This is a genomic window from Rhodococcus wratislaviensis, assembly GCF_041228765.1.
Classification (GTDB): Bacteria; Actinomycetota; Actinomycetes; order Mycobacteriales; family Mycobacteriaceae; genus Rhodococcus_F; species Rhodococcus_F wratislaviensis.
This window is the reverse complement of sequence record NZ_CP150488.1, coordinates 7,822,151-7,841,995: the sequence shown is the minus strand read 5'-3', so window position 1 is coordinate 7,841,995 and position 19,845 is coordinate 7,822,151. Positions and strand designations below refer to the sequence as shown.

The 19,845-nt window shown below is 67.8% G+C and carries 19 protein-coding genes; 14 read left to right on the top strand and 5 right to left on the bottom strand.

The features are described 5' to 3' along the window. Positions 1-4: 4 nt before the first annotated feature. Both WKC72_RS35835 and WKC72_RS35830 read right to left on the bottom strand, forming a co-directional pair. The gene (locus tag WKC72_RS35835) at positions 5-1,042 is read right to left on the bottom strand and encodes an AraC family transcriptional regulator (RefSeq protein WP_370181143.1); all 1,038 of its coding nucleotides are present in this window, start codon (positions 1,040-1,042) and stop codon (positions 5-7) included. After that, positions 1,039-2,226 carry a pyridoxal phosphate-dependent aminotransferase gene (locus tag WKC72_RS35830; RefSeq protein WP_037234616.1) on the bottom strand — a complete coding sequence of 396 codons (1,188 nt, stop codon included), beginning with the start codon at positions 2,224-2,226 and terminating at the stop codon, positions 1,039-1,041. Before WKC72_RS35830 ends, WKC72_RS35835 begins: the two co-directional genes overlap by 4 nt. A gap of 120 nt (positions 2,227-2,346) precedes the next feature. On the opposite strand from WKC72_RS35830, the gene WKC72_RS35825 reads away from it, so the two are divergent. Next, entirely contained in the window at positions 2,347-2,946 is a 600-nt protein-coding gene (locus WKC72_RS35825) for a carboxymuconolactone decarboxylase family protein (RefSeq protein ID WP_037234614.1), read from the top strand. On the opposite strand, the gene WKC72_RS35820 is transcribed toward WKC72_RS35825, so the two are convergent. Further along, positions 2,921-3,841 carry a sigma-70 family RNA polymerase sigma factor gene (locus WKC72_RS35820; protein ID WP_112301168.1) on the bottom strand — a complete coding sequence of 307 codons (921 nt, stop codon included), beginning with the start codon at positions 3,839-3,841 and terminating at the stop codon, positions 2,921-2,923. The two genes, WKC72_RS35825 and WKC72_RS35820, sit on opposite strands and share 26 nt — an antisense overlap. Before the next feature lie 280 nt (positions 3,842-4,121). Between WKC72_RS35820 and WKC72_RS35815 the strand changes: the two genes are divergently transcribed. From WKC72_RS35815 to WKC72_RS35780, 8 genes are read left to right on the top strand one after another with little or no spacing between them, the layout of a single operon-like run. Continuing rightward, entirely contained in the window at positions 4,122-5,192 is a 1,071-nt protein-coding gene (locus tag WKC72_RS35815; RefSeq protein WP_037234607.1) for an ABC transporter substrate-binding protein, read from the top strand. Positions 5,193-5,230: 38 nt separating this feature from the next. Further along, complete coding sequence (locus WKC72_RS35810) at positions 5,231-6,319, top strand: ABC transporter substrate-binding protein (protein WP_081792440.1); 1,089 nt, start codon at positions 5,231-5,233, stop codon at positions 6,317-6,319. Next, positions 6,316-7,152, top strand: a complete 837-nt coding sequence (locus WKC72_RS35805; RefSeq protein ID WP_005244194.1) for an ABC transporter ATP-binding protein — start codon at positions 6,316-6,318, stop codon at positions 7,150-7,152. Before WKC72_RS35810 ends, WKC72_RS35805 begins: the two co-directional genes overlap by 4 nt. Next, positions 7,145-8,020, top strand: a complete 876-nt coding sequence (locus WKC72_RS35800) for an ABC transporter permease (RefSeq protein ID WP_112301167.1) — start codon at positions 7,145-7,147, stop codon at positions 8,018-8,020. The genes WKC72_RS35805 and WKC72_RS35800 overlap by 8 nt, the downstream gene beginning before the upstream one ends. A 25-nt stretch (positions 8,021-8,045) precedes the next feature. Then, entirely contained in the window at positions 8,046-9,389 is a 1,344-nt protein-coding gene (locus tag WKC72_RS35795) for an LLM class flavin-dependent oxidoreductase (protein ID WP_112301166.1), read from the top strand. Continuing rightward, positions 9,386-10,612 carry an MFS transporter gene (locus WKC72_RS35790; protein WP_112301165.1) on the top strand — a complete coding sequence of 409 codons (1,227 nt, stop codon included), beginning with the start codon at positions 9,386-9,388 and terminating at the stop codon, positions 10,610-10,612. The genes WKC72_RS35795 and WKC72_RS35790 overlap by 4 nt, the downstream gene beginning before the upstream one ends. 13 nt (positions 10,613-10,625) lie before the next feature. Beyond that, positions 10,626-11,615 carry an LLM class F420-dependent oxidoreductase gene (locus tag WKC72_RS35785; protein WP_037234594.1) on the top strand — a complete coding sequence of 330 codons (990 nt, stop codon included), beginning with the start codon at positions 10,626-10,628 and terminating at the stop codon, positions 11,613-11,615. A 47-nt stretch (positions 11,616-11,662) separates the two neighbouring features. Next, positions 11,663-12,223: a GNAT family N-acetyltransferase gene (locus tag WKC72_RS35780; protein WP_112301351.1), complete on the top strand. Its 561-nt coding sequence runs from the start codon at positions 11,663-11,665 to the stop codon at positions 12,221-12,223. Between the two features lie 7 nt (positions 12,224-12,230). Here WKC72_RS35780 and WKC72_RS35775 read toward each other — a convergent pair whose 3' ends face one another. Next, positions 12,231-12,899, bottom strand: a complete 669-nt coding sequence (locus WKC72_RS35775; RefSeq protein WP_037234591.1) for a DUF3239 domain-containing protein — start codon at positions 12,897-12,899, stop codon at positions 12,231-12,233. 37 nt (positions 12,900-12,936) lie between these two features. After that, positions 12,937-14,616, bottom strand: coding sequence for a DNA repair helicase XPB (locus WKC72_RS35770; protein WP_005244182.1), 1,680 nt, complete (start codon positions 14,614-14,616; stop codon positions 12,937-12,939). A gap of 174 nt (positions 14,617-14,790) precedes the next feature. On the opposite strand from WKC72_RS35770, the gene WKC72_RS35765 reads away from it, so the two are divergent. The 5 genes from WKC72_RS35765 to WKC72_RS35745 all read left to right on the top strand — a co-directional run bounded on the left by WKC72_RS35765 (position 14,791) and on the right by WKC72_RS35745 (position 19,841). Beyond that, complete coding sequence (locus WKC72_RS35765) at positions 14,791-15,552, top strand: hypothetical protein (RefSeq protein WP_370181142.1); 762 nt, start codon at positions 14,791-14,793, stop codon at positions 15,550-15,552. A gap of 146 nt (positions 15,553-15,698) precedes the next feature. After that, positions 15,699-16,910: an ROK family transcriptional regulator gene (locus WKC72_RS35760; RefSeq protein WP_037234586.1), complete on the top strand. Its 1,212-nt coding sequence runs from the start codon at positions 15,699-15,701 to the stop codon at positions 16,908-16,910. Between the two features lie 287 nt (positions 16,911-17,197). Continuing rightward, the gene (locus WKC72_RS35755; protein WP_037234583.1) at positions 17,198-18,265 is read left to right on the top strand and encodes a PhnD/SsuA/transferrin family substrate-binding protein; all 1,068 of its coding nucleotides are present in this window, start codon (positions 17,198-17,200) and stop codon (positions 18,263-18,265) included. Further along, positions 18,262-19,131 (top strand): ABC transporter permease, encoded by an 870-nt coding sequence (locus WKC72_RS35750; protein WP_112301162.1) that lies wholly within the window; start codon positions 18,262-18,264, stop codon positions 19,129-19,131. The genes WKC72_RS35755 and WKC72_RS35750 overlap by 4 nt, the downstream gene beginning before the upstream one ends. Further along, positions 19,107-19,841 (top strand): ABC transporter ATP-binding protein, encoded by a 735-nt coding sequence (locus tag WKC72_RS35745; RefSeq protein ID WP_370181141.1) that lies wholly within the window; start codon positions 19,107-19,109, stop codon positions 19,839-19,841. The genes WKC72_RS35750 and WKC72_RS35745 overlap by 25 nt, the downstream gene beginning before the upstream one ends. The last annotated feature ends 4 nt before the right edge of the window (positions 19,842-19,845 follow it).

The window sequence follows — 19,845 nt, the reverse complement described above, 5'->3', positions numbered from 1 at the left end:
GCTGTCATGCCCCGCGATAGGAGCTCGGGGTGCTGCCGGTCCATCGTTTGAAGGCGCGACGGAACGCGCTGGGCTCGGAGAAGCCGAGCCGCGCCGACAGGTCCTCCACCGTCTCGCCGCGCCGGAGCCCGGCGACGGCGGCGTCCCGGAGCACTTCCTCCCGCAGCTGGTTCAGCGACGTCCCCTCCTGCCGGAGCAGGCGGCGCAGGTGGGGGACGCTGATCGACAGCATCTCCGCAATGTCCTCGGCTGTCGAGGTCCTGCCTTTCATGCCGAGCTCGAGGACGCGGCGCACCTGCGCCGACGCCGTGCTGTCGTAGTCACGTTCCGACATCAGCAGCGTCGGTGACTCCCGGAGGTAGTCCTCGAGCGTCTCCTCGGTCTGGATGATGGGCGCCCGCATCACCGCGTTGTCGAATTCGATTGCGGGAATATCGGAATCGAATGTCACCGGAACGCCGAAGATGTGATCGTAGTTCTCGGCGAGCTGCGGCAGCGGCGCCGGATACGGCAGTTCCACCGCCAGCAACCGGACCCTCTTGCCCACGAGCCACGCCGCGAAACGATGAAGCAGGATCAGCAGGAAGTCGGTGGTCACCCGCGTCGCCTCGAGCGACGACTGCACGTCCTCGGTGGACCGTTCGGCCGCGGCCGGGCGGATGTCGATGGTCATCCGGGTGCCGCCGTTGACACCGGGGCCGATGTGCAGGGCGGGAAGTGACGGCAGGGCGCGCAGGATGTCGGCCATCCGCTCGAGGGCGGCGGACAGATCCGCGGTGTGGATCAGGGCGAGGCAGACGAGCCGGAACGTGCCGCGGGGGACGGGGGCCGGCCCGAGGCCGAACAATTCGTCGCCCGTGATCTGCCAGACCGCCTGGGTGAACGCGGTGACCTGGGTCGGCGTCAACCGGGCCAGCGGGTCCTCGAGCGACGCCGCCGTGATTCCCGCCGCCGACAGCGCGGGGGAGAGATCGACCCCACTGCGCGCCGACAGTTCGAGCGACCGCCGCACGAAGTCGGCGGGGATCGTGCGGACAGTCACGATCCGGGCTCCCCGAGGGTCCGGAGCCGCCGCGCAGCCTCCTCGAGCACGTGATCCTGCTTGCAGAACGCGAACCGCACCAGCGGGTTCCACGGCTGCGGATGGTCGGTGAACACACTGACCGGCACCGCGGCCACGCCGATGCGCTCCGGGAGCCTGCGGCAGAAGTCGATGCCGTCGTGTTCGCCGATCGCGGTGATATCGGCGCACAGGTAGTACGTGCCGCCACCAGAATGGACCTCCAGGCCGGACGCGACGAGCGCGTCGTACAGCACGTCCCGCTTGGCCTGGAGACTGTCCCGCAGTTCCTTCACCCACTGCTGCTCGTGGCTCAGCGCATGTGCCACCGCGGGCTGGAACGGTCCGCCGCCGACGAAGGACATGTACTGCTTCGCGGTCCGGACGGCGTCGATCAGTTCCGCCGGACCGCACGCCCAGCCGATCTTCCACCCGGTGACATTGAATGTCTTGGCGGCGCTCGACACCGAGACGGTGCGTTCGTACATTCCCGGGAGAGTGGCCAGGGCGGTGTGCGTTCGGCCGTCGAAGACCAGGTGTTCGTACACCTCGTCGCTGAGAACCAGCAGATCGTGCTCGCAGGCCAGTTCCGCGACGGCGGCGATCTCCTCCGGGGTGAACACGGTGCCCGTCGGATTGTGCGGGGTGTTGATCACCAGCATCCGGGTCTTCGGGGTGATCGCGGCCCGCAGAGCGTCGAGGTCGACGACGAACTTCGTGCCCGAGCGGGCGAGCGGCACGCTGCGCCGCACCGCTCCCGCCAGCGCGACCGACGCCGCGTAGGAGTCGTAGTACGGCTCGATCAGCACCACTTCCTCACCCGGTTCGACCAGACCCAGGATGGCGGCGCTGATGGCCTCGGTGGCGCCGACGGTGACCAGCACCTCCGAGTCGGGATCGTGGTCGAGCCCGTACCGGGCCAGCCGGTCGGCCGCGACCGCGTGCCGGAGCACGGGCATGCCGGGGCCGGGCGGGTACTGGTTGAGCCCGTCCGCGATGGCTCGGCGCGCGGTGTCGAGCATGGACGCGGGACCGTCGGTGTCGGGGAAACCCTGACCGAGGTTGATGGCGTCGTGGCGCACGGCGAGCGCGGTCATCTCGGCAAAGATGGTGGACGCGAACGGCTGCAAGCGCTGGACGGTGCGGTTGCGCGGCGTTGCGGGCATTACTGCAGCGTAGTCGGTGTGACGGCGAGGGTTGCACACGGCCGCGTCACGTTCTGCAGGGCTGTCTCGTCTTCTCTGTAGACGGCGCGCGAAGGGCGCCCGGTGACGATGGAGGACGCAATGCCCCGCATTCCCGCAGTGGCCCCGGCGGACGCGAGCCCGCTGGTGAAGGTCGCCTACAAATATGCTGCCCACAAGTTCGACGAGGTGCCCGAGCCGTTCACCGTGCTCGCCCATCACCGCAAACTGTTCGTCGCGTCGGCCCGGCACGAGCTGGCGGTGCAGAAGGCGTCGACCGTGCTTCCCGCGAACGTGCGGGAGATCGCCGTCTACCGCGTGGCGTGGACGATCGGCTGTTCGTGGTGCGTGGACTTCGGCACCATGCTGCAACGCCTCGACGGCCTGGACGTGGAGCGGCTCCAGCACATCGCCGACTACGCCGACTCGCCCGCGTACAGCGAGGACGAGCGCGCGGCCATCGCATACGCCGACGCGATGACGGCGACGCCCACCACGGTCACCGACGAACAGGTGGCGGACCTCGAGCGCCGGTTCGGCCGGGCCGGTGTCGTAGAACTGTCCTATCAGATCGGTATCGAGAACATGCGCGCCCGGATGTACTCGGCGCTGGGCATCACGGAGCAGGGTTTCGGCACCGACTCGTGCCGGGTGCCGTGGGCCGACGACGCCGCGGTCACGACGGAAGGTCCGGGATCCTGATTCCGCCGAACTTCTCCGGATTGGCGATGTCGTACGCCGCGTAGACGAGTCCGTCCCGGACGGTGAACCCACCCACTCGCGGCGGCGAGCTGCGGTGGGCATCGTCGCCGGTGAGTGCGGCACTGAAGAAGCCCAGCTGGCCGTTGACCAGGACCGGCTGCATGACGGTGAACACCGCCGGCCCGTACCGCTTGATGAGGCCGAGGAAGAAGCGGGCGAATTTGTCCGCGCCGTGGATGACGTTGACGGCGGTGCTCGTGGTGCCGTTGGCGTCGCCGATGACGAGGGCGTCCGGGTGCAGCGCCGCGATCACCGCGTCGAGGTCGCCGGCGGCGAGTGCCTCGAGCAGTCGCTGCACGGCGACGGCATGCTCGTCGTCGGGAACGGCGGGTGTGGTTGCGGCAGCGGCCTTGCGGGCCCGCGACGCGAGCTGACGCGCCGCGGGCGTCTCGATGCCGAGAATCCCGGCCACCTCGTCGAACGGGACCCCGAAACCGTCGTGCAGCACGAACGCGACCCGTTGCGCAGGGGTGAGCGTGTCGAGCACGATCAGCGCGGCGAGGCGGTTGTCCTCGTCCCGGACGACCGCTTCCAGCGGGTCCGGCTCGGCCGACGGCGACAGTCCGGTGACGATGGGTTCCGGAAGCCATTGGCCGACATACTGTTCCCTCCGCACCGCCGCCGACCGCAACCGGTCGAGGCAGATCCGCCCGACCACCGTCGTGAGCCACGGCCGGAGGTCGCGGATGTTCGCGGCCTTCGCGTCGTCGAGTCGCAGCCACGACTCCTGCACGGCGTCCTCCGCATCGCTGACACTTCCCGTCAGCCGATACGCCACGGAGAGCAGATGCGGCCGGTGGGACTCGAATTCGTCGACCAGCGTCGCAGTGGGCATGCCGATATCCTACGTGCGGTCCAGACATAAAATCCGTCGTGTGTGTAACCGTTGACCCTGGTGGTGGGTCCGGACGTATGGTGTGGCGACCACACCACGTCCAGGGAGTCTGCCATGTTCCAGTGTTTCGGCTGTCGTAGCTGACCTGGCTTTTTCGCACCCCTTTTCTTTCCGCACGTCCTGCTCACCCGTTCGGCGACCCGCCGGGCGGGTTCGGGAGTGCGCTCGCACGACCCGCCGCTTCGTCGTCCGCGGGCATCACACACTAGGAAGACCTTCGATGATTCGTCCACGTTTCGCGCGGACTCTGGCCGCAGCGGCCGCCCTTCTCACGTTCACCAGCCTTGCTGTCGGGTGCTCCAGTTCCGAGACGACCACGACAGCCGACGGGAAGACCGTACTTCGCTACGAGGGGACCACGGGACAGGTCTCGTTCCCGGAACTCGCGGCCGACCTGGGCTACTACCAGAAGGTCGAACTGAACTGGATCGGCGACACGACCAGTGGGCCGCAGAGCATCCAGAATGCCGCCACGGGGCAGACCGACTTCGGTGGCGCGTTCAACGGTGCGGTGCTGAAGCTGGCCGCGGCCGATTCGCCGATCACGTCCGTCATCGGCTACTACGGCTCCGACAAGGAGACGTTCAACGGGTACTACGTGCTCGACGGAAGCCCGATCACGTCGGCACGTGACCTGATCGGCAAGAAGGTCGGGATGAACACGCTCGGTGCGCACCACGAGTTCCTCGTGCGTGAGTGGCTGGCGCGGGAAGGGCTGACCCCCGACGAGATCAAGCAGGTCGAGTTGACCGTCGTGCCGCCGGTGAACACCGAACAGGCGCTGCGGCAGGGTCAGATCGACGTCGGCACGCTCGGAAGCGTGTTCCGCGACAAGGCAGTCGAACGCGGCGGTATCCGCCCGCTGTTCACCGACGAATCCATCTTCGGGTCCTTCACCTACGGTTCGCTGCTGTTCCGCAACGACTTCATCGCGAAGAACAAGGACGCCGTCGCCGACTTCGTGCAGGGCACGGCCCGCGCCATCCGCTGGACCCAGACCACGCCCCGCGACGACGTGATCGCGAAATTCAAGGACATCATCACCAAGCGCGGCCGCAACGAGACGACCGATCTCGTCGGCTACTGGAAGTCGCCGGGTGTGGCGGGTCCCGGTGGCGTGATCACCGACAAGGAGATCCAGACCTGGATCGACTGGCTGGTCCGCAACGGCGAACTCGAGGACGGCAAGCTCACGCCCGCCGACGTCTACACCAACGAGTACAACCCGTATGCCAACGGCACGTACCCCGCCGACAGCGGCCCCGACGGACAAGCGCTGGCCGCCAAGTGAACTCCACCCCAGGTCCCCACGAGAAGAAAGTGACGTCGATGTCCCACTCCCGGTTCCGGCGCGGCGCCGTGCGCGCCCTCGCGGCGACCGCAGCACTGTTCACGGTGGCCTCGGGAGTGGCGGGGTGCGCCGGCTCGTCGGATACCGCCACCACCGAGGACGGGAAGACGGTCCTGCGCTACCAGGGGTGGGCCGGGGACGTGGGATTCCACGAACTCGCCGAGGACCTGGGGTATTACGACGAGATCAAGCTCGAATGGGTCGGCGACACCACCAGTGGCCCGCAGGACATCCAGTCGGCGGCCACCGGTGACATCGAGTTCGGCTCGGCATTCAACGGAGCCGTCGTCAAGCTCAATGCTGCGGGGGCACCGATCACGTCGGTGCTGAGTTCCTACGGTGCGGATGCCGGCGAGTACACCGGATACTTCGTGCTGGACGGCAGCCCCATCCGCTCGGCGCGCGACCTGATCGGCAAGAAGGTCGGGATGAACACGCTCGGTGCGCACCACGAGTTCCTCGTCCGGGAGTGGCTGGCCCAGCAGGGGCTGACCCAGGACGAGATCAAGCAGGTGGAGCTGACCGTCGTCCCGCCGGTGAACAACGAAACGGCCCTGCGCGAAGGTCAGATCGATGTGGCTGCCATCAACGGCATCTACCGCGAAACAGCCCAGGAGCGTGGGGGTATCCGGCCGCTGTTCACGGACCGGGATCTGTTCGGCGCCTTCAGTTACGGAACCTACGTCGTGCGCGACGACTTCCTGGCGAAGAACAAGGACGCCGTTGCGGACTTCGTGCAGGGCACGGCCCGGGCCATCCGATGGACCCAGGTGACTCCGCGTGAGGAGGTCGTCGCACGGTTCAAGAGCATCATCGACAGGCGTGGCCGCAACGAGAGCGACGAGGCCATCGACTACTGGCGCAGCTCCGGCATTCCGGTCGCCGGGGCCGTGATCCAGGAGAAGGAGTTGCAGACCTGGATCGATTGGCTCGTCCGCAACGGTGAGCTCGACGAGGGCAAGTTGACCGCAACCGACCTCTACACCAACGAATTCAACCCGTACGCCAACGGCACGTTCCAGCCCGAGAGCGGGCCCGACGGAGAAGTACTGGAAGGACAGAAATGAGCACCACCGCCTCGAACCCCGATCGGGTTCAGACGCCCAAGCTCCGCCTCGAGCACGTCACCAAACAGTTCGACGTGCGCGGGTCGAAGGACAAGTTCACCGCGATCGAGGACATCGACATCGATCTCGCGGACGGCGAATTCCTCGTCCTCGTCGGGCCGAGTGGTTGCGGAAAGTCCACGCTGCTCGACCTGCTCGGCGGACTCAGCACCCCCACATCGGGCCGGATCCTGCTCGACGGTCAGCCGGTGACCGGGCCCGGTCTCGATCGCGGAATCGTCTTCCAGCAGTACGCACTCCTGCCGTGGCGCACGGCCCGGCACAACATCGAATTCGGGCTCGAGGCCAAGGGACTGCCCAAGAAGGAACGGCGCGAACTGGCCGAGCACTACCTCGAACTCGTCGGCCTGAAGGGCTTCGGCGACCGGTACCCGCACGAGCTGTCGGGCGGCATGAAGCAGCGCGTCGCGATCGCCCGCAGCCTCGCGTTCGACCCCGAGGTGCTGCTGATGGACGAGCCGTTCGCGGCGCTCGACGCGCAGACCCGTGAGTCGCTGCAGGACGAACTGCTGCGCATCTGGAAGGCCACCGGCAAGACCATCCTGTTCATCACGCACGGCATCGACGAGGCCATCTATCTCGGGCAGCGGGTCGCCGTCCTGACGTCGCGGCCCGGCCGGGTGAAGACGTTCGTGGACATCGACATCGACCGCAGCGGCGAGGACGTCCGGTCCAACGAGCAGTTCCGGCACTACCGCCACCGCATCTGGACGCTGCTGCACGGCGAAGTGGAGCGTGCACAGGTAATCGAGAAGGAGGAAGCACATGTCTAGCGCACTCGCGTCGCCGGAAACTCCCGTCGCAATCGATCGACCCGGGACCTCGGCTCCGACGCCTCCTTCCACCCCGCCGGAGCCGGGTGCCGTCCAGCGTGCCGGTGCGGCACTGGGTCCGATCGCCTGGCGGATCCTCAAGCCGTCCGTTGCGATCGTCGCGTTCCTGGCGCTGTGGGAGATCGCTCCCCGAGTCGGGCTCGTCGACGAGGTCTTCCTTCCCCCGTTCACTACGGTGGTCGAGGCGTTCTTCGACCTGGTTCAGAGCGGTGAGCTGTGGCAGCACGTGTCCGCCAGCCTCTCCCGCGCCCTGATCGGCTTCTTCGTTGCCGTCGTGATCGCGATCCCGCTGGGTATCGCGATCGCCTGGTACCGCCCGGTGTCGGACTTCCTGAACCCGATCCTGGAACTGTTCCGCAACACGGCGGCGCTGGCGTTGCTCCCCGTGTTCATCCTGATCCTCGGCATCGGTGAGGAGTCCAAGATCGCCCTGGTGATCTACGCGTGCACCTTCCCGATCCTGCTGAACACGATCTCCGGTGTGCGCACCGTCGACCCGTTGCTGATCAAGTCGGCGTCCTCGCTGGGACTGTCGCCCGTGCGCCTTTTCCAGAAAGTGGTGCTGCCCGCCGCCGTTCCCACCATCTTCACCGGAATCCGCATGGCCGCGGCGTCGTCGATCCTCGTGCTGATCGCCGCCGAGATGGTCGGGGCCAAGGCCGGCCTCGGCTACCTGATCACGGCCTCCCAGTTCAACTTCCAGATCCCCAACATGTATGCGGGCATCGTCGCCATCTCGGTTCTCGGGCTGACGCTCAACGCCGTTCTCGTACTGATCGAACGCAGGCTGTCCCGCTGGCGGGTCTAGTCACTTACCGGAAAAGAAACTCCACATGTCACAGGATTCCCAGTTCCACCTCAACGCGTTTCTCATGGGTGTGGGACATCACGAGGCGGCGTGGCGCCATCCCCGCACCGAGGCGCACCGCGTACTGGACGTCGCGCACTTCCAGGAACTCGGCCGGATCGCGGAGCGGGGCAAACTCGATTCGGTGTTCTTCGCCGACGGTCTCGCCGTCGGACCGCGGATCAAGCACAACACGCAGGCGATCTTCGAGCCCGTCACATTGCTGTCGGCGATCGCCGTCGCCACCGAACACGTGGGGCTGATCGCCACGGCCTCCACCAGTTACTCCGACCCGTACAACCTGGCGCGCAAGTTCACGTCGCTCGACCACATCAGCGGCGGCCGGGCGGGGTGGAACATCGTGACCTCGGCCGGTGCGGACGAGGCGGCGAACTTCGGCGTCGACGGCATCCCCGCGCACAGCGGACGGTACGAGCGCGCAGAGGAATTCGTCGACGTCACGCTCGCCCTGTGGGACAGCTGGGAGGACGGCGCGGTGGTCCTCGACCAGGAGACCGGCGTGTTCGCCGACCCCGGCAAGGTTCACACCATCGACCACGACGGACCGCGGTTCCGGGTCAAGGGGCCGCTGAACTCGCCGAGGTCCGCCCAGGGCCGGCCGCTGCTGGTACAGGCCGGATCGTCCGAGAGTGGCAAGGAGTTCGCCGCGCGGTACGCCGAGGCCGTGTTCACCGCCCAGCGCACCCTGGAGCAGGGTCAGGAGTTCTACCGCGACCTCAAGGTGCGTGTCGTCAAGCACGGCCGGAATGCCGGCGAATTGAAGGTGCTGCCCGGCATCGTGCCGTTCATCGCGGACACCGAGGAGGAGGCGAAGGCGCTCGAGCAGTCGTTCACCGACCTGATCTCGCCCGAGTACTCGCTGCGGCAGCTGTCGACGATGCTCGGTGTCGACCTCACGAAACATTCCCTCGACGCCCCGCTTCCGCCACTTCCTCCGCTGGACGAGATCCAGGGCAACAAGAGCCGGTACCAGCTGGTGAAGGATCTCGCCGCGGACGGTTCGCTCACCGTCCGGCAACTGATCGGGCTGCTCGGCGGCGGACGCGGGCACCGCACGTTCGCCGGAACCCCGGAACAAGTGGCCGACGAGCTGCAGACGTGGTTCGAGCAGGGTGCGGCCGACGGCTTCAACATCATGCCGCCCTACCTGCCCGGCGGACTGGACGACTTCGTCGACCGCGTCGTCCCGATCCTGCAGCAGCGCGGACTGTTCCGGACGGACTACACGGCGACCACCCTGCGCGGTCACTACGGTCTCACGGACGTCGGTAACCGGTTCGCGGGCGCGGTCGACGAAGCGAGCGCATGAGCGACGAGACCGGTCTGAAACCTCTCGTCACCACCGTCTTCGTCCCCGCCGCGATCTTCGGCATCGGCCAGGGGGCCGCCGCCCCGGTCATGGCACTGACGGCCCGCGAACTGGGCGCGTCCGTCGCCGTGTCCGGGCTGATCGTCGCGGTCGTCGGGCTCGGCGCCGTCCTGGGCGACCTGCCCGCGGGCCGGATCGTCGCCAGGTTCGGGGAGCGGCGGTCCATCATCGGCGGCAGTACCGTCGGCGCCGCCGGAGTGCTGGTCTGTCTGCTCGCGCAGACACCCTGGATGCTCGGTGTGGGCGCACTGCTGACCGGGCTCGCCAACGCCGTGTGGGGGCTGGCCCGCCAGAGCTACCTGGCCGACGCCGTGCCGATCGGGCTGCGCGCTCGGGCGATGTCGTCGTTCGCGGCGATGTGGCGGCTCGGCTTCTTCGTGGGACCGCTGCTCGGCGCCGCCGTGATCCTGGTGGTCGGCGCCCGCGGCGGGTTCATGGTGCAGTTCGTCGGCGTCGTGCTGTCCGGGTGGCTGATGTCGAGGGTCCCCGACCCGCCGAGGCGCCACGCAGGCACCGCCGGCACACACGCAACGCTGCCGTCGATTCTGCGCCGGCACCGGAAGTTGCTGGCCACCCTCGGCGCCGGATCGCTCCTGATGGGTGCGGCCCGCGCCTCGCGGGAAGCGGTGCTGCCGCTGTGGGCTGCCCATCTCGGACTCGATGCCGCCCAGGTCAGCCTCGTCTTCGGAGTCGGAGCGGCCGTCGATCTGCTGTGCTCGTATCCGGCCGGACACTTCATGGACCGATACGGCCGCCGGTTCATCGCGGTGCCGTCGCTGCTGGTGATCGGGGTGTCGTACCTGGTGCTGCCGCTCTCGCACGACCTTGTGTCGATCGGGGCCGTCGCCGTCGTGATGGGAATCGGCAACGGCCTCGGCAACGGCGTCATCATGACGCTCGGCGCCGACATCGCCCCACCGGCGACGCGCGCCGAATTCCTCGCCGCCTGGCGGCTCACCCACGACACCGGCATGTTCGCCGGGCCCTTCGGGGTCGGCGCGCTCGCCGCGGTGGTCCCGCTCGGGGCTGCCGTCGCCGCGATCGGGGGAGCGGCGCTGGTCGGCGCCGGACTCCTGTTCCGGTTCATCCCTGTCTATTCCCCGTGGCCACCGCCGCCCGCGTCGGAGCCCGATTCCTCACCGCTCGAAAAACAGGAAGCATAGGTACATTCGTTTAATGCGCTTCGGATTGTTCGTTCCTCAAGGTTGGCGTCTGGATCTCGTCGGAATCGATCCCTCGGATCAGTGGTCGGTGATGCGCGACTTCGCGTTGCGCGCCGATCAGGGTTCGTCCTGGGATTCACTGTGGGTCTACGACCACTTCCATACCGTCCCGGCACCGACGGAGGAGGCCACGCACGAGGCGTGGACCCTCATGTCCGCGTTCGCGGCGGTCACGTCGCGGGTGCGTCTCGGTCAGATGTGCACGGCGATGAGCTACCGCAACCCGGCCTACCTCGCGAAGGTCGCCGCCACCACCGACCTCATCTCGGGGGGACGCGTCGAGATGGGTATCGGCGGCGGCTGGTACGAGCACGAGTGGCAGGCGTACGGGTACGGGTTCCCCTCTGCCGGTGTGCGTCTCGGCCGTCTCGACGAGGGCGTGCAGATCATGCGGCAGGCCTGGACCAACGGCGTCGCAACCCTCGAAGGCAAGCACTACCAGGTCGACGGAGCCATCGTCCGCCCACTTCCGTTGCAGGAAGGCGGCATTCCGCTGTGGATCGCCGGCGGCGGCGAGAAGGTGACGTTGAAGATCGCGGCAAAGTACGCGCAGTACACCAACTTCGACGGCACGCCCGAGGGCTTCGCGCAGAAATCCGAAATCCTGCGGAAACACTGCGACACCGTCGGCACCGACTTCGACGCCATCACCCGCTCGGCCAACTACAACGTCGCGATCGGCACCACCGAGGCGGAGGTCGAGCAGCGGTTGCTCACCCTGAAGGACCGGCTCACCCCCCACGTCGGCGCCGAGGCAGCCGAAGGTGCGCTGGGAGCCTTCCGCGGCATGCCCGGTGTGGGAACACCGGAGCAGATCGTCGAGAAACTGTCGGCGCTGAAGGAACTGGGCCTGTCCTACGGCATCTTCTACTTCCCCGAAGCCGCCTACGACACCTCGGGCATCGAACTGTTCGAGAAGGAGGTCCTGCCCGCGCTGCGCTGACAGCGTGCCGACGGGCAGGGCCGTTCGCCGGGCATAGAGTGGCGGGCATGTTCGTCGTCACCCTCGCCGCCGACAACGTGTGGCTGAGCCCGCCGGTCGTCACCGACGTCGACGCGATCTGCGCGGCATGCAGCGAACCGTCGATAGCCGAGTGGACGACGATGCCAGCCCCGTATGCCCGCTCGGACGCCGAGCAGTTCGTGCGGCAGACGGTGCCGTCCGGGTGGGCCGATCGCAGTCCCACCTGGGCGCTGCGCGAACGCGAGGACGGTCCCGTGCTGGGGATGATCGGCCTGATGGCGCGGGACGTGACGGCTGCGGAGATCGGATACTGGCTGTCCCCGGCCGCACGGTCGCGGGGCCTCATGACGACCGCGGTGAACCTGGTGTGCGATTTCGCGTTTCGGCCGGACGGCATGGGGCTCGAACGCATCGAATGGCGCGCGTTCGTCGGCAACCTCGACTCGGCGGCGGTCGCCCGCCGGGTCGGCTTCCGGTTCGAGGGCGTCCAGCGCGCCGGACTCGTGCAGCGCGGCGTCCGGCGTGATTCGTGGGTGGCCGCCCTGCTCGCCGCCGACCCGCGGCAACCGGCCGAAGGCTGGCCCTAGCGGCCGATCAGCGCAGGCCCTCCGGAAGGTCGTGCTCGGACACCGCGACTCGCTGGTCGGGGCTGGTCCGGATGTGCTCCGACTCGGCGATCCGGCTCTGCAGGAAGTCCCACTCGGCCTGATCGATGGCGTCCTCCGCGCGGGAACGCACGGCCGCGTCGCGGGTGCCCCACGCGATCGGCATCGGGCTGACCATCTCCCACGTGGCGGCGTCGCTGTGGGTGCTGCGGTCGTTCAGCAGTGCGACGGACGGCACCCTGTCGCCCACCCTCTGCTTCTGACCGGAACGGATCGGGACGTTGCGGGTGACGAGCGCGTACGACGCCCGGCCCGCGGAGGGCTTCGCGACGTCGATCAGCGACAGCAGAGTGACCGCACGGGGATGGACCTCCGAGACGACGGCAGGCACCAGCGGGCTCTTCGCGTACAGCTCCTCGATGCTGCCGACCTTCTTCGGCACCCAGAACGCCACCCACACGGACGTCAGTGCGGCGATCGCCACGACGACACCGAGGATGATCGACCAGGGGTGGGCGAGCAGGATCAGACCGACAGCGGCGGCCGCGAACAGCAGCGCCACCACGATCGCCGACACCTGCAGGCGTCGCATGTCGGCGAACGTCTGGTTGACAGACTTCGCGTAGGGCCGGTCGACGGTGAACTCGAAATGTCGCACGGCCCCAGCTTAGATCCCCCGGTCCGGGGGACGGCGGTTACCCGATGGCCGGGCCCAGTAGGTCGTCGGCGTCGGTGATCCGGTACGCGTACCCCTGCTCGGCGAGGAAGCGCTGCCGGTGGGCGGCGTACTCGGCGTCGAGCGTGTCGCGCGCCACCACCGAGTAGAAGTGGGCCTGGCCGCCGTCGTGCTTCGGTCGCAGCAGGCGGCCCAGTCGCTGGGCCTCCTCCTGGCGAGAACCGAACGTGCCCGAAACCTGGACGGCGACAGATGCTTCCGGCAAGTCGATCGAGAAGTTCGCAACCTTGCTGACGACCAACGTCTGGATCTCGCCCGCCCGGAACCGGTCGAACAGTTCCTCGCGCTCCTTGTTCTTGGTCGACCCCTTGATGACCGGCGCGTTCAACGCCTCACCCAGTTCGTCGAGCTGGTCGAGGTACGCGCCGATGATCAACGTCGGTGCGTCGGTGTGCCGCTCCAGGATCGACTTCACCACCGCGATCTTGGTGTGCGCGGTGGAACACAGCTTGTACCGCTCGTCGGGCTCGGCGACGGCGTAGGACATCCGTTCGGCGTCCGTCAGTGTCACCCGCACCTCGACACAGTCGGCGGGAGCGATCCACCCCTGCGCCTCGATGTCCTTCCACGGCGCGTCGTACCGCTTGGGGCCGATCAGCGAGAACACGTCGCCCTCGCGGCCGTCCTCGCGCACCAGCGTGGCGGTGAGGCCGAGGCGTCGACGGGACTGCAGGTCGGCGGTCATGCGGAACACCGGGGCGGGCAGGAGGTGCACCTCGTCGTAGATCACGAGACCCCAATCGCGGGAATCGAAGAGTTCGAGATGCTTGTATTCGCCCTTGGTGCGCCGGGTGATCACCTGGTACGTGGCGATCGTGACCGGGCGGATCTCCTTGCGCTCGCCCGAGTACTCGCCGATCTCCTCCTCGGTGAGCGATGTGCGCGCGATCAGCTCACGCTTCCACTGCCGTCCCGCGACGGTGTTCGTCACCAGGATCAACGTGGTCGCCTTCGCCTTGGCCATCGCCGCCGCACCGACCATCGTCTTACCCGCACCACAGGGCAGGACGACGACGCCGGACCCACCTGCCCAGAACGAGTCGGCGGCCATCTCCTGGTAGTCGCGCAGGTGCCACTGGCCGTCCGCGGACCCGGGGGACGTGCCGTCGAAGTCCAGGTCGATGGCGTGCGCCTCGCCGTCCACGTACCCGGCGAGGTCCTCCGCCGGCCAGCCGACCTTGAGGAGCAACTGCTTGAGGCGGCCGCGCTCGCTCGGGTGGACCACGACCGTGTCGTCGTCGACGCGGGCACCGAGCATCGGGGCGATCTTCTTGTGCCGGGTCACCTCGGTGAGGACCGCGCGGTCCAGGCTGACCAGCGTCAGACCGTGGGCCGGGTTCTTCACCAGCTGCAGGCGCCCGTACCGGGCCATCGTGTCGACGATGTCGACCAGCAGCGGCTGGGGCACCGCGTACCGGGAGAAGTTGACCAGCGCATCGACCACCTGCTCGGCGTCGTGTCCGGCGGCGCGCGCGTTCCACAGGGCCAGCGGGGTGATGCGGTAGGTGTGGACGTGTTCGGGCGCGCGCTCGAGTTCCGCGAACGGCGCGATCGCCTGGCGGGCGTCGTTCGCGCGTTCGTGATCGACCTCCAACAGCAGGGTCTTGTCGGATTGGACGATCAACGGTCCGTCGGTCACGGAAGCCTCCTCGAAAATGCGGTGCCGGATGTAGCCAGCCTGTCCATTCTCCTGATCTGAGCGACACCGCGCCACGTCGCGGCCTTCGACGCGGCCCGATACCTGCACATCCGGGGCGGTCGGGGCCTAAATTGAGGGGCAGCCGGATGGATCGACCCAGAGACGAGGCTCGCGATGACCCAGCCCCCCGACGACCCCCACCGTCGCGATCCGAACGTCCCCGGCGAACCGCCGAACAACCCGCAGCAACCGTACCCGCAGGGTGGGCCGCAGCAGCCGTACCAGCAGGGCCAGTACCCGCAGCAGCCGTACCAGCAGGGGCAATACGCCCAGCAGCCCGGCCAGTATCCGCCCGGCCAGTACGGGCAGCAGCCCGGCCAGTACCCGCCCGGGCAGTATCCGCCGCCGCCGAAGAAATCGCGGAAGGGGCTGTTCATCACCCTCGGCGTCGTCGCCGTCGTGATCCTCGCCGCCATTGCCGCGTTCGCTGTGTTCGCCGTGAAGAGCGCCGACAAGAACGCTCTCGACGTCGGCGACTGCCTCTTCTTCGAGTCCGCGTCGACGACCGCGGCCGACACCTCACACGAGAAGCGGGACTGCTCCGACAGCGAGGCCACGTACGAGGTGGCGCAGAAGAACGACGGCGACGTCCAGTGCGCGGAGGACTACTTCTCCTACACCCTCGTGAGCGAGGGTGACGACGTGCAGACCACGCTCTGCCTCGTTCCGAACATGATCGAGGGGTCCTGCTACCTGCTCGAGGACGACGGCCGGATCGTGCCGTCCGACTGCACCGACATGCAGACCGTCAAGGTCGTCAGACGCGCGGACGGCCAGAACGACGAGACCCTCTGCAACGAGTTCGACAACGCATTCCCCATCGCGTTCTCCGAACCCGAGCGCACCTATTGCATCGAGGTCAATCTCGGTGGCTAGCGTCCTGTGGGTACTCATTGACCGCCCGGCGTTGACAAGTACTCACGGGAGTTAAATTCACGGGTATCGGGTCCGTTGAAGTGCACGTTCCCCTTCGATAGCGTTCGAGATCAAGCAAATCACGGCGCGCGGGGAAGGTGGGAACGATGGCGCGAACCCAGCCCGACACCCGGCGTGGTGCCGGTCGTTCCGGCGCCAGCGCGGGCACGGTGCTGCGTACCGTCCTCGACCGCGGGCCGATCGCGCGCAGCACGATCGCCCGGGTCACCGGGCTCTCACCCGCGACGGTGACCACCGCCAGTGCACAGCTCGTCGAACGCGGCCTGCTGCGGGAACTGCCGGAGATCGCTGGCCCCACCGGGTTGGGACGGCCACACGTGCCGGTGGACCTCGACGACACCCGTTACGTCGTCTACGGAATACATCTGGCGATCACCCACGTGACCACTGCATTGCTCGACCTCCGCGGGCGGGTGCTGGCGCGATCCCGCGATCCGCACTTCGGGCTGGGACCGGCCGAGATCCTGCGGAACGCCGTGACGACCCTCGAGGCGCTGGCCGCAGGGCACGGTGACGTGTCCGTCCCGATCGGCGTCGGTTTCGCGGCCGGCGGCTGGATCGACTCCGAATCCGGTGTGGTGCGTGAGCATCCGATCCCGGGGTGGAACGGGTACCCGGTCCGGGCGGATCTCGAGCACCGCACGGGGCTCGACGTTCGGATGGATTCGCACGCGCGCGCCCTCATCGACGCCGAGGTGTTGTTCGGGGAGCCGAGGGCGCGGGACAGCGTCGTGCAGCTCTTCGTCGGGAACGTGGTGGACGCTGCGTTCGCGACCGGAGGCGTGGTCCACCACGGTCCTCGCGCGGCGGCAGGCGCGGTGGCGCACGTCCCCGTCGAGAACAGTGTCGAGGAGTGCACCTGCGGGCGTACCGGATGCGTGCAGGCCACCCTGTCGGATCGGGTGCTGGTGCGCAGGGCGATGCAGCTCGGCATCATCGAGCGGCCGGTCTTCGGCGACCTTCTCGACGCGGGGCGACGTCGGCAGCCGGCGGCCCTGGCACTGTTCGAGGAACGGGCGCACGGCGTGGGGGTGGTGGCGGCGCGTCTGCTCGATCTGTTCAATCCCGAGGTTCTGATCGTCTGCGACCAAGGCGTGAGCCGGATTCCGGGGACCCTCGACACGGTTCGGCGGGCAGTCGGGGAGTCGTCGGCGACGTGTGACGACCCTTCTCTGTCTGTGCTGTCCACCAGTTTTCCCGGGAGGGCACTTCCGGTATCCGCGGGCTCGGTGATCCTCGCGGAGCTCTACCGGGCGCCTCTCACCAGCTTCGTGCGGCCGCTGGCCGGCATATCGTGACATGTATCACAGAGCCGGAGTTAATTCGGTGGGAAGCAATGTTGACGTCGATTGCACTGGATCGCAAGGATATTGGTGTGAACACCACCATGGCGGACAGTACTTTCTCGTGTCGCTCCGAGTCCTGTTGTCGCCGCACGCGACTGGGTCGCATCTGACGTCTCCGCGCTGACACCCGGCGGACGCTCGAAACACCGTTCCGTTCTTCCTTTCTCGCTCCTCTGCGGCACCCGACCGACCGCGTCCGGTGTGCCCGACCGGAGATCACATCCTTCGAAGGATCAATCATGTCCAGTTCACTCGTGTCTTCCGCCGGATATCGGCGCCTCACCCGCGCCGCCTTCGCCGGCGTCGTGGCGCTCGGGCTCGCGTCCTGCTCGTCCGGTTCCTCCGGCGGGCTGTCTCTCGATGATGCTGTGCCCGATCAGGTTCCGGACGGAACCTCGCTCAGCGTGTCGATCAAGACCACCCGGCTTCAGCTCGAGGCGACCGACCAGCTCGCGGACCTCCCGTTCACCGTGTCGGACTGGCCGGACGTCAGTGCCGGTCCCGACGTGATCCAGGCCTTCCGGGGCAACGCGGTCGATCTGGCCACCAACGCCGCGATCCCGCCGATCCAGGCGCACGCCACCGGGCTCGACGCGAAGATCGTCGCGGTCCGGGAGAAGGAGCAGCCGCAGTACCTGCTGGCCACCGCTCCCGGCTCGGACATCACGGAACTGCCGGACCTGCGGGGCAAGAAGATCGCGTTCTCACCCGGGCAGGCTCAGGGTGTGGTGATCCTGCGAACGCTGAAGGCGCAGGGTCTGACCACGGAGGACGTCCAACTCGTCGAGCTCCCCAGCCCGCAGTTCCTCACCGCACTGCAGTCGAAGCAGGTGGACGTCGCGCCGCTGTCGGAGCCGACGGTGACGAAGTACCTGAACCAGTACGGGCCGGACGGAGCGAAGGCGTTGGCGACGAACGCCGTGGATGCGCTCACGGTGCTCTGGGCGCCGGTGGAGGTCCTCCAGGACCCGGCCAAGGCCGCGGCGATCAAGGCGTTCATTCCGTTCTGGGCGCGCGGGGAGATCTGGGCGTGGGAGAACCAGGACGCCTGGATCCAGAAGTACTACGTGGAGAGTGAACAGGTATCGGCCGAGGACGGGAAGCGCATCGTCGCCTCCGTCGGGCAGCGCCCGGTCTACCCGGCCAACTGGGACGCGGCCGTCGAGTGGACGCAGGACACCGTCCAACTGCTCTCCGATGCAGGCTATTTCAGCGAGTTCGATGCCAACGAGTTGTTCGACCGCCGATTCGAAACGGTCGCCGCTGACGCCGTTCCGGCCGAGTACCGAGGCGGTGTGCAGAAATGACCAGTACTCTCTCCGCGCCCGCAGCCGCGCTGGCACGTACTGTCGCCCCCGGTGTCGAGAGGCCCGGGCCCGGCGCCGCCGATCGGCAGATCCGCCGGCTCGGGTTGCGTAAGGCGTTCCCGTTCTCCCGGCTTGCCGGTGTCCTGCTCCTCCTCGCGGTGTGGGCGGTGGGAAGCCTGACCGGCTTCATCGACGCACGAAAGCTGTCGGCGCCCTGGACCGTGGTCACCACGGCCGTCGACCTGATCTCCACGGGCATCCTGCAGGAACACGTCCTCGCGTCGTTGAGCCGTGCCGCCATCGGTTTCGCGTTCGGCGTGGTGATCGGAACGGCCCTGGCCGTCGTCGCCGGTCTGACGCGGTCCGGTGACGCCCTGATCGACGGGCCGATCCAGCTCAAACGTGCCATCCCGACGCTCGGCCTGATCCCACTGCTGATCCTCTGGCTCGGCATCGGCGAGACGTTCAAGATCGTGATCATCGCGCTCGGTGTCGTCGTCCACATGTACATCCAGACGCACAACTCGTTGACGTCGATCGACAACCGCTACGTCGAACTCGCCGAGGTCCTCGGGTTGTCCCGGGCCACGTTCATCCGCAAGGTCGTATTGCCGGGTGCGATGCCGGGATTCTTTCTGGGACTGCGCCTCTCGGTGACCGGTGCCTGGCTCACCCTCATCGTCGTCGAGGGAATCAACGCGGTGACCGGTCTGGGGAAGATGATGTACAACGCGCAGAACTACGGACAGTCCGACGTGATTCTCGTGGGGCTCGCGGTCTACGGCATCTTCGGTCTCCTGTCCGACTCCGTCCTCCGCTACGTCGAAAGGCGGTCGCTGTCATGGCGCAAGACGCTCGCCGGCTAGAACCCGCCGCCGTGCAGGTGCGATCCCTCGTCCGCGGATTCGGCGACAAGACCGTCCTCGACCGCCTGGACCTGGACATTCCCGAAGGCCAGTTCGTGGCCCTGCTCGGCAAGAGTGGGTCCGGCAAGAGCACGCTGCTCCGGGCGCTCGCCGGCCTCGACTACGACGTCGAGGGCCGCGACGGAACCCTCACCGTGCCCGAGGAGGTGTCGGTGGCGTTCCAGGACTCACGGTTGCTGCCGTGGCTGAGGGTGCTGGACAACGTGACGCTCGGACTGGGCCGCACCGGCACGAGCAAGGGTGCGGCGGCCCTCGCGGAGGTGGGCCTCGCCGGTCGGGAGAAGGCGTGGCCCAGCGAATTGTCCGGCGGTGAACAACAGCGTGTGGCGCTGGCGCGAGCGCTGGTCCGCGAGCCCGAACTGTTCCTGGCCGACGAGCCCTTCGGGGCCCTCGACGCGCTGACCCGGATCAAGATGCACGCCCTCTTGCAGGAGTTGATCCGTCGCCACCGCCCGACCGTCCTGCTCGTCACCCACGATGTCGACGAAGCGATCGCGCTCGCCGACCGGGTGCTCGTTCTCGACCGCGGGCAGATCGTCGTCGACGAGATCATCGACATCCCGAAGCCGAGAGCGCTCGGCGACAGCAAGTTCCACGAGTTTCGCAACACGCTGCTCGGCGCCCTCGGCGTCGAGGTAGCGGCACAGTAAGGGA